Below are 9,648 nucleotides of genomic sequence, written 5' to 3' on the forward strand. Positions count from 1 at the left end.
AGGGGATACAATCTTAATATCTATACCTATTATAGTAAAATATTGATCTATCTATACACAGGATCTAAACCACTAGAATATATATCATCAAACTGTCATTTGGAGATTGGTAGCCTAAGATATAGTAGGAAAATAACCTTTTGCTTAAATATCAAAGACGGAACGTACAGTAAGCTGGGCACGCAGTTCCTCAGCTGTAGCTGGTTTATCGAGATCTTTTTTGGCTACCGTAACGATTCTTGAAATGCCAGCTGACAGGTCGAAATAGTTATCACTGAAGATCGCATCTCTTTCCTTGAAATCAAGTCCAACGAAACGGGCATATGCTTTTGACTTCACAGTAATAACGAATTGTTCTGCTTCCTCTGTGACTACGGCTTCAAGCTCAGGATCAACAAAGCTGAAGTGTTTCGGCTTAACGAACAAGACGGTTCCCCCGCTTATCGTCTCCCCCTCTACCTCAAATACATATTCCAGATAGGCTTCACGTTTCTTCTCTTTTGTATCCAAGACATGACCAAAATCAAGCCGATCGAACTCGGCACTGCTTAAAGCCTCAACTTTCACCGACTTCGCACCTTCCATTAGAACCTCTGATGTCGGAGTAAGCAGTCTCCATCTTAATTCACCGCTCACCTTCTCTCTGCTCTCATTAGAGACATGCAGGGAAACTACGGTTCCTTCGTCATGTGCAGAAGCAAGAACTGGAGCAAAAAAACGTCTTGCTGTATAATGCATTGCTTTCCACCGGCCATAATAATCGATGCTAGACCAGGAAGCAACCGGCCAACAATCGTTCAACTGCCAATACAATGCGCCCATGCAGCGCCCTCTATGTCTACGCCAATGCTCTACGCCACAGCGCATGCCTTCGGCTTGGATAAGCTGGGACGCATAGAGAATAGATTCAAAATCCTTCGGATATTTGTAGGTCTCGCTGATATAATAGAGAATTTTCTCATTTCCGGTATTGTTCTTTTGGTGGGACTCCATGACATAGGAGAAAATATTGCGATCCTCCGGCAGCGTAAAGGATTCAATCGTCTTTAAGCTTGGGAAGGATTGCAGGCCAAACTCAGACATATAACGCGGATAGAGCTTCCGGTAATCGGTAAAAGGCTCCTTGCCATGCCAAACTCCCCAGTAATGCATGTCTCCATAGTTCTCGTCATTCGGCTTATCAAAGCTTCCTTTAGAGGAAGGAGAGGCACGCCAGTAAAAGGTATTGGGATCAACTTCCTTAGCAATGGCTGGCAGAAGCACTTCATATTGCTTGATATAGTCGGCCTTTAGCTGGAGCGAATAATGATTCTCCCAATCCCAATCGACCCAAGCCATCTCCTGTTCGTTGTTACCGCACCACAAGCCTAACGATGCGTGATGGCGCAGGCGCTTCATATTGTCGATCGTCTCATGTGTGATATTGTCCTCAAAAGATTCTGTCAGTGCATAGATCCCGCAGGCATACAGATGATCCTGCCAGACGATAAGCCCATATTCATCGCATAGATCATAAAAATAATCGTCAGGATAATAACCGCCACCCCATACGCGAATGGTATTAAAGTTAGCAGCCACGCAGCTTTGGAGCAGGCGATCCGTGCGCTCCTTAGTCACGCGAGGCAGAAGATTATCTTCCAAAATATAATCAGCACCTGTAGAAAAGATAAGCACGCCGTTGACTTCAAAAGCGAATGATTGTCCCCACTGGTCTTCTTCCTGCTTCACAGAAATCGTTCTTAATCCAATCCGCAGTTCTCGACGATCCAGCTCCTGTCCCTTCTGTAACAGCACAACCTCGACGTTATACAGGGGTTGTGCACCCAGATTATTCGGCCACCACAGCTCTGGCTCGATAATTTCCAGTGTAATATGATGATCTTCTCCGGCAGTTTCGAACACACGACGTTCAACGGCCACACCTGCTGGAGTGTGAACGCTGACTACGATTTCCCGTTCAACCTCCTGCCAGCTCTCTGTTCTTACCCGAACATCCAGAGTAACCTTATCCGGCTCGTGAAATTGTGTAATATAAACATCGTCAACACGGGCACTGTCATACCCCTGAATGGAGAGACTTCTCCAGATTCCAAGATCGGGCAGCTTCGGACCCCAGTCCCAGCCGAACATGGAATGTGCTTTGCGCAGATGGGATATTCCCTCCACTGCATCAGCACAACTGCTAAGCGGCAGCTCCGCTTGCTTCCGCAGAGCAAATTCCACTGGGGAACGGAAAATCGCGTGAATGGTGTTATCGCCTTGCTTCAACACTGACTTAATGTCCACTTCATACGTCCGGTGCATATTATCACTGTTCAGAATGTTATTTCCATTCACAAAAAGCTCGCATAACGTATCCAACCCCTCACACAGCAGAAATACGCGCTCATGCTGTAACACTTCAGCTTCCACTTGAAAGCAACGCTGATATTCGTAATCGTCATTGGATAATTCCAGAACCTCATATTCCTGCTCACGATAGAACGGATCCGGCATTTCTCCGGCATTCAATAAATCGTGATAGACAGAACCTGGCACACTAGCCTCCAGCCAGCTCGGCTCATGCAGACGTCTCATTTTCCATTTTCCATTTAGATCTACAAGATGCATTTTCTCCGCCTCCAAAATGTGCTATTTTGCCTTCTTATAGATCAAGTCTATCAATAATATCTTTATATTTCTTGTGTTGTGTTCTCGAGAATCATGTGCTATTTTAACATCACTAATACCCTGGAGGACGAACATGCTCAAATACACCGAGGCAAGCCATATGAATCCTGAACTACTAGCAGACCCTTTCTGGGTGGAGTCCTTAAGTCAGGTATCTCCAGAGCATACGCATGATTTCTATGAATTTTTCATTCTCACAGAAGGCAGATGTCAGCATATTGTTAACGGGACAGCGCAGCTGCTTCAGACGGGCTGCCTTGTCTTTATTCGGCCCAGTGATACCCACAGATATGAAGCAGATGGTGATAGCGATTGCCGTTTCCTGAACATTCCCTGCCGCAAAAGCCTCATTGAAGATGCTTTAACTTATCTGAATGAAGAGGAGTTTTTGCACGGATTGCTCAACACGCCTCTCCCCCGAATCGCCATGTTATCTCAGCTGGAAATGGCTAGTTTCATCCGTTCTATGGAACGCATTCGCATCCTATCAACCCTAGACAAGGTTAAGTCCCGGATTTTTCTAAAAGGCCTGCTCGTCGATACACTCACCCAGCATTTTTTCTCCGCAGAGACAGTCGCTCAACCAGAATTCCCGCTCTGGCTAGAGCATGCCATAACCAAAATGCATTTAAAGGATAATTTGCACCGTGGACTTCATGCCTTGTACGAGCTGTCAGGGAGAAGCGCCGGTCATGTGAACCGCGCCTTCCGGCAATACTTGAACCAGACACCTACGGAATATATCAACCAGCTAAAGCTCAATGTAGCCCGCAACCTACTGCTCACTACCGAGCTGCGTGTGGTCGATATCGCTTTGGAATCCGGCTTCGAGAATGTCAGTCATTTCTATCATCAATTCAAAAAATTCTATCATCAAGCCCCGCTTGATTTCCGCAGGAATGCACATGTTAATCGGCTGGTTTAGCTTTTTTATACAACAAAAAGCTTCCCTCTGCTGAAATGCAGAGAGGAAGCTTTTACATAGATAAATATATTATTTTGAGTTCCACAATTCCATACGTTCGCTATACTTCTGATTGAAGATTTCTTCTACTTTTTCATCCCCAGCTTTTTTCATATCCGCAAGCATCTTGTCGAATGTAGAATTGGCTTCGGCTTCAGAAGGAGCGATGATTACTCTCGTAATGCTTTGGTCCATAATATCTTTTACTTTTTGCGCGGTCAGCGCTTCAGGCGTTCCGCCGTCAGGACCTAAGTTATCAAATTCTGCTGTATCCCATACGGAATCTCCAAGGCTCTTAATGGCCATTTCGTCAATTTCACTACGTTGGTATTTAACGGCCATATCGTATGGCTGTTCATTGGCATCCAGACCATTTTTAACAAACCACAACCATTTACGAACACCACTCTTCTTCACAGCATCGTCCCAGTTATCCTTGAAGCTTTGCAGGAATGCAGGGTCTGGTTGTCTCTTTCCATCCACCATGGTGTACTGCTCGCCTTCCTTACCCCATAGCAGCAAATGTTGTCCTTCGTCACTCGCTAGGTAGTTGAACAGCTTGATAGTTTCTTCAGGGTGTTTGTTATTTTTCGTAATGGCAATAGCATCCCATCCAAGTGAGCTTCTTGGTCCGAATGTTGTTTGGGAGGTCTCTGTGCCTGGTGCTACAACCTTGTACGGGAAGAACTGATTATCATCTCCGCCATCCTTCTTCAGAGTACCATTTGCGTTACCTGGGTCCCAGTATGCGCCTGGTGTGGAGAACACTGCGCCGGTAGCCAGCTTTTGAATCCAGGTTTGTGTTTTGCTGATGGCAAATTCTTTTTCGATTAGACCTTCTCTATACAGACTGTTCACATAGAGCAGCATCTCGCGATACTTTGGATCCTTAACATCATATTGTAATGTTCCATTATTATCGTAGTAGGTTCTCAGACCCCACATCCCTTTAAATGTACCCAGGTTGGCGCCCATATTTTCACCGTTCATCGTCATTGGAACAGTTTCTTTTCCATCAATTGTCTTGTTTTTCTCTTTAAAATTCTTTAAAAGTGCTTCAAACTCATCCGTTGTGAGTGGGGTGGAGCCATCTGCCTTATCTGGAGCCAGGTCAGCAACCAGATTTTTTCTCATCAGCATACCGAAGACAGGATCACTATCCAGGCCATACCAGTTAGCTAGGTAATAGTTTTTTCCATCTTTATAACGTGTTTTGATCAATGTGTCGCCGTACATTTCTTTAATGTCTGGTCCACTTTTCTCAATTAACTCATCGAGCGCTATAAATGCGCCACTTGTAATGTATTTATCGAGAGAAGCATCGCCCCGGCTCATTACAACTACATCTGGATAGTCACCGCTGGCTAGCATCAAGCTCAGCTTTTCCGTAGGATTACCCGTTGGCTGCTGTATTGAGATCGAAATGCCCGTTTTTTTGGTGATTTCTTGCGCAATAGCATCAGTGAAAGGCTCACCCTTGGTATTTGAATCAAACCAGGTCAATGTAATCGGCTCTTGTTTTTTATCGTCTCCGGCCGTTTGGTTTGTATTGTTTTTTCCATCATTTGAAGCACAACCCGCTAATACACCAACGGCTAATGCGGCAGTAATAATCACGTTCAACCATTTGATTTTCTTTATCATAGACACCCTAATTCCTCCCATTAAGTAAGTTACTTCATAAGTCTATCAAGCAACCAAGCAAGTCTGTCCGCTCACCCCCCTTCAGGGCCGCCATTTATTTAATCATATTAACTCTTAACCGCTCCCAAAGTCATACCCTTAACAAAGTACTTTTGCAGGAATGGGTATACCAGTACGATAGGCAATGTTGCCACCATCGTCGCTGCCATCCGGATAGTATCACTTGAAACCGCATTCCGCTTAGCCGAGTTAGCTAGCATTTGCGATTGCGATACCATGCCTCCGGTCTGGAATTGGCTTAATATTTTCACGAGTACGGCTTGCAAGGTCTTTAAGTCAGAACTATAGGTAAACGCATAGGAGTCAAACCACGAATTCCAATGTGAGATTGCCTGAAAAAGTCCTACAGTCGCAAGCACGGGTGTGGTCAAAGGTAGAACAATCCGGAAGAAAATCGTCAGGTCATTCGCCCCGTCTACCTTCGCCGACTCCTCGATCTCACCAGGCAGCCCCTCCATAAAGGTACGGACAATAATCATATAGAAGACATTCATCAGCCCTGGCAAAATAAATACGGAAAACGTGTCAATCATATTCAGCGCTTTAAGCACCATGTAATAAGGAATCAGTCCGCCTCCAAAATACATCGTGAAGACAAAATATAGATTCCATCCTTTACGTCCCATCAAATTCCGGCGGCTTAGCGGATAAGCAAGCATCGTAATGACAAGGACAGATAGCGGCGCGCCAATTACGGTACGTTTGACAGTAACCCATAAGCCATTCAAAATCTCGCTATCTTTTAAGATTTGACTGTAGCTATCAAAGGTGAGGACTCTGGGCCATAAATAGACGCCACCACGTACGGTATCCTCAGCAGCATTTAATGAAAGAACGAGAATATTCCAAAAAGGCAGAAAGGTAACTAACAACACAAGTATAAGAATGAAATAAACTATAAATTTAAAAATATGATCCCCGTATCTATTCGAAATCATCACAAGCGCTCCTCTCTTTTTCGGGTTTAGAACAACGCTTGGTCGTTCACTTTTCTAGAAATTCGATTCACAATTACAACAAGTATGAAGGCAATCACGGATTTAAATACCCCAACGGCAGCTCCGTAGGAGAACATGCTGTTTTGTAGCCCGTATTTATATGCATAAATATCGATAACCTCTGAATACTCAAGCACGGTATTATTTTGCAGCAGGTATTGTTGTTCAAAGCCCGCATTCAAAATGCCTCCGACGGCTAGAATCCCTAAAATAACAATGGTTGGACGCAAGGCTGGCAACGTAATATGCCACATTTGCCGGAAGCGACTGGCTCCATCCACTCTTGCTGCTTCGTAGAGCTCTGGATTAATAGCGGAAATTGCAGCAAGATACATAATGGCGCTGAAGCCCATTTCCTTCCACATGTTGGACAAAGCGATAATCCACCAGAATAGCGGTCCATTTTGTAGAAAAGCAACCGGTTCCTGAACAATGCCCAACGTCACCAGTAAATTGTTAAACATCCCATCAGAAGCCAGCAGCGTAATCACGATGTTTGCAGCGATAACCCATGAGATAAAATGCGGCAGATAAGAAACCGTCTGTACAAATCTTTTGAAAAATCCCTGCCTAGCTTCATTCAGTACAAGTGCGAGGATGATCGGCGCTGGAAATCCGAATAACAAGGTCAGCAAGCTTGTAGCGAGCGTATTACGCATTACACGGTAGAAATCTCCGGTAGTAAAGAAATACTCAAACCACTTAAAGCCTACAAACTCTGCATGGAAAAATTGTTGAAAAAATGTTCCTCCGCCCGGCTGATAATTCGTAAACGCCATATACATCCCAAACATAGGACCATAAGAAAATAGCAATGTCGCAATTAAGGCAGGCAGCATCAGCAAAAATAACCATTTCTGCTCTTTTAATCTGTACCACAGATTATTGCCTCTGACTGTTTTGATAGCGCTTGCTTTATGCATCAAATACCCTCCCTTTTTATTTAGTGCAGCATGTCGAGCCACATCTCGATTCAACTTCTCTCCTATTCATCTTAAGTCCGCAACAGGTGGCTTTCTATACTTCAATTCTCCGAATGATAGCGCTTTTTAAAGGAGTTTCGGCAGATTCGAGCATTGGATTTCGATATTTAGTCTGCTATGATGAACATGGCAAACAGCGAATTTACAGTAAAGAAGGGACTTCTTCTATGCGCCATATATATAGGAAATATATTTATATGCCTTTTATTGATTTGAGCTTTCGTTCCAAGCTGTTCAGCGTATTTGTGCTAGTGACCATTGTTCCGATGATGCTTTTCGCCTACCTTTCCTACGAATTAACAAAATCAAAATTAACGGATCAGATTTACAGCAATATGATGAATTCAACAGCTCAGATTAATAAAAATTTGGAAAACAAGCTGGACAGCTATGAACATATTTCAGCTTCCATCTACCTGGATAACAGACTTGCCAGCTACCTCACGAGTGAATACCAGGATGATCCTTCTTATCTGGATGTCTATCAATATATAGGCAACCGCATGGACACGATAATGACTGCCTATCCTGATTTTGATAGCGTTTTCATTTATTCGGACAATGAATCACTTCCCAAAGATGATTACTATATCAAGCCGGTAACAGCTGAGGTTAAAGAGACCGAGCTGTTCAAGCAGCTTCAGCAGTCACACGGGAATATCATTCATCTGTCCTCACCGCAAACCGAAGATAGTCCGGCCATGTTTACCTTAGCAAGATTTTTGAACAATAACCGCAATCAATATCCCTACGGTATTCTGGTCTTCAGAATCTCCGAATCGGTAATCTATTCTTTAATGGAGGAAGAAGCGGGCGGGAAAGATATTTTTATTATTAATGACAAAGGGCTTATTCTCTCAGCAGCAGACAAGCACTTATTAAATACGAGCCTGCCGGAATTGCTTGATCAGAAATTCGATGAATCGCCATCGGGCAGATTTGACACAACTTACAAAGGGGTAAAGGCTTTCGCCGTCTATAACACGCTCAAAAATGGATGGAAAACGGTGTCCATCTTCCCTTATGACAGCATTATTCAGGATGCTAAATCACTCTCAGATCTGATTATCAAAATCTCACTGGGCTTTATTGGCGTGGCCCTCCTGCTGATTTACATTACGGCGTCGCTATTCAGCAAGCGTATCCGTACTTTAATCCGGATGATCCGCCGCCTGGAACGGGGGGATTTCAATCATAGTACAGAAGAACATTTGGGAAATGATGAGATTGGCCAGCTGCATTTTGCCTTCAAGCAAATGACCACCCGGCTCAAAAGTCTCATTACCGAGGTGTATCAGAAGGAGCTGCAGAGCAAGGAAGCCGAGCTTGACCTGCTGCAAGCGCAGATCAACCCTCATTTTCTGTACAACACACTGGGCTCCATCTCGTCGCTTGCCCTAAAACATCAAGATACGCGTATACAAGATTTGGTGCTTCATCTAGCCAAGTTTTATCGAATCTCCCTGAATAAAGGGAAAAGTATATTGACCATCCACGAGGAATTAAAGCTGACCCAGAGCTACAACGCCATTCAGCTAATCCGCTTTAAAGGACAACTGAACATTACCTACACAGTGGATGAAGCGATTCTGCCCTACTCTACAGTCAAACTTGCCTTACAGCCTTTTGTGGAGAATGCAGTGCTTCATGCCGTGTGGAGCCAAGAAAGTCCGCTAAATATTCATATCAAAGGTGTCATGGAAGCGAACGATATTATTTTGTCAGTAATCGATGATGGCATGGGGATGAGCCGCGAGACCCTCAGCTCTTTGCTTGAGGATAAGCCTGGACGAGGGTACGGAATCACTAACGTTGATCGCCGCATCAAACTGAAATTTGGTGAGCACTACGGCGTTAAAGTGTTTAGCAGACTAGGAATAGGCACCACTGTGCAGATTCGTTTACCCCAAAAAGAGGTGTAGGAGCGGTGACGAGGGGATTCTCCATTGCGGGGATCGTTTGGCTTGCTTCTCCTTGGATATGATGGGATCGATGGGATCGATGGGATCGTTTAGATCGCTCGGTACTATTTGCTCCCTGCTCATTCGTATCGGACCGAGGAGACCTTATTTCGATGATTCGGGGCATTTTGCTCGACTATCGGACTCAGATGCAGCTATTGACTCATTTGCACAGTAATTCTGGACATTTTTATAGCAATAAGAGCTATACAGTCCGAAATCTTTGTAAAATGACTTAAATATCCAAAATAGCTGCAATACGGTCCGATGTGTTCTAACTATGATCTACTTTGTCGGGGTGTGCTCTACTTTTGCGCGGGATTCTACTTTTCTGAGGTGTGTTCGACTTTTGCGGGGGATTCTACTTT

At 44.3% G+C, this 9,648-nt stretch carries 6 protein-coding genes; 2 read left to right on the forward strand and 4 right to left on the reverse strand.

The features are described 5' to 3' along the window. Positions 1-144 precede the first annotated feature (144 nt). On the reverse strand, positions 145-2,610 hold the full coding sequence (locus tag MHB56_RS06730) for a beta-mannosidase (RefSeq protein WP_341143413.1): 2,466 nt from the start codon (positions 2,608-2,610) through the stop codon (positions 145-147). Between the two features lie 133 nt (positions 2,611-2,743). Between MHB56_RS06730 and MHB56_RS06735 the strand changes: the two genes are divergently transcribed. Beyond that, the gene (locus MHB56_RS06735; protein ID WP_076128941.1) at positions 2,744-3,595 is read left to right on the forward strand and encodes a helix-turn-helix domain-containing protein; all 852 of its coding nucleotides are present in this window, start codon (positions 2,744-2,746) and stop codon (positions 3,593-3,595) included. Between the two features lie 69 nt (positions 3,596-3,664). Here MHB56_RS06735 and MHB56_RS06740 read toward each other — a convergent pair whose 3' ends face one another. The 3 genes from MHB56_RS06740 to MHB56_RS06750 all read right to left on the reverse strand — a co-directional run bounded on the left by MHB56_RS06740 (position 3,665) and on the right by MHB56_RS06750 (position 7,259). Further along, positions 3,665-5,278 (reverse strand): extracellular solute-binding protein, encoded by a 1,614-nt coding sequence (locus MHB56_RS06740; protein ID WP_341144359.1) that lies wholly within the window; start codon positions 5,276-5,278, stop codon positions 3,665-3,667. A gap of 107 nt (positions 5,279-5,385) precedes the next feature. Continuing rightward, on the reverse strand, positions 5,386-6,276 hold the full coding sequence (locus MHB56_RS06745) for a carbohydrate ABC transporter permease (RefSeq protein ID WP_036683186.1): 891 nt from the start codon (positions 6,274-6,276) through the stop codon (positions 5,386-5,388). 26 nt (positions 6,277-6,302) lie between these two features. Beyond that, entirely contained in the window at positions 6,303-7,259 is a 957-nt protein-coding gene (locus MHB56_RS06750) for an ABC transporter permease (protein WP_051491272.1), read from the reverse strand. 257 nt (positions 7,260-7,516) lie between these two features. On the opposite strand from MHB56_RS06750, the gene MHB56_RS06755 reads away from it, so the two are divergent. Then, on the forward strand, positions 7,517-9,241 hold the full coding sequence (locus tag MHB56_RS06755; RefSeq protein WP_162164272.1) for a cache domain-containing sensor histidine kinase: 1,725 nt from the start codon (positions 7,517-7,519) through the stop codon (positions 9,239-9,241). The last annotated feature ends 407 nt before the right edge of the window (positions 9,242-9,648 follow it).

This window comes from Paenibacillus sp. FSL H8-0315 (assembly GCF_038005365.1).
GTDB lineage: Bacteria > Bacillota > Bacilli > Paenibacillales > Paenibacillaceae > Paenibacillus_AQ > Paenibacillus_AQ odorifer.